This is a genomic window from Microbacterium maritypicum MF109 (genome assembly GCF_000455825.1).
GTDB classification, from domain to species: domain Bacteria; phylum Actinomycetota; class Actinomycetes; order Actinomycetales; family Microbacteriaceae; genus Microbacterium; species Microbacterium maritypicum_A.
In genome coordinates this window covers 1-371 of sequence record NZ_ATAO01000149.1, presented here as the reverse complement: position 1 = coordinate 371, position 371 = coordinate 1, and the positions used below count along the sequence as shown (strand labels likewise).

The window sequence follows — 371 nt, the reverse complement described above, 5'->3', positions numbered from 1 at the left end:
ACCAGCACGCGCAGCAGCAGCACGGGGTCGGCGTGCAGCGGCGGCAGGTCGGGGTCGAGGGCGAGCTCGACGTCGGACGGCCCGAGCCCCAGCTCATCGACGGCGGCGAGCACGCAGCCGGCCGCATCCATCCGCGACGACGACACGGCGAGCACGCCGGCCTGCACGCGGCTCACGTCGAGCAGGTCGGTGACCAGCGTCGACAGCGTCGCGAGACTCTCGTCGGCGGTGGCGAGCAGTTCTTCGCGATCGGAGGCCGACAGTCCGTGCGCACCGCGCAGACCGCCGATGGCGGCGACCGCCGAGGCGAGGGGGCGGCGCAGGTCGTGGCTGACGGCCGACAGCAGGGCGCTGCGCACCTGGTCGGTCTC

General features: G+C 74.7%; 1 protein-coding gene. It reads right to left on the bottom strand.

Annotated features, from left to right (window positions below; translation table 11 throughout):
- A partial coding sequence (locus L687_RS29195; RefSeq protein WP_040569674.1) for a sensor histidine kinase occupies window positions 1-371 on the bottom strand: 371 nt, incomplete at both ends.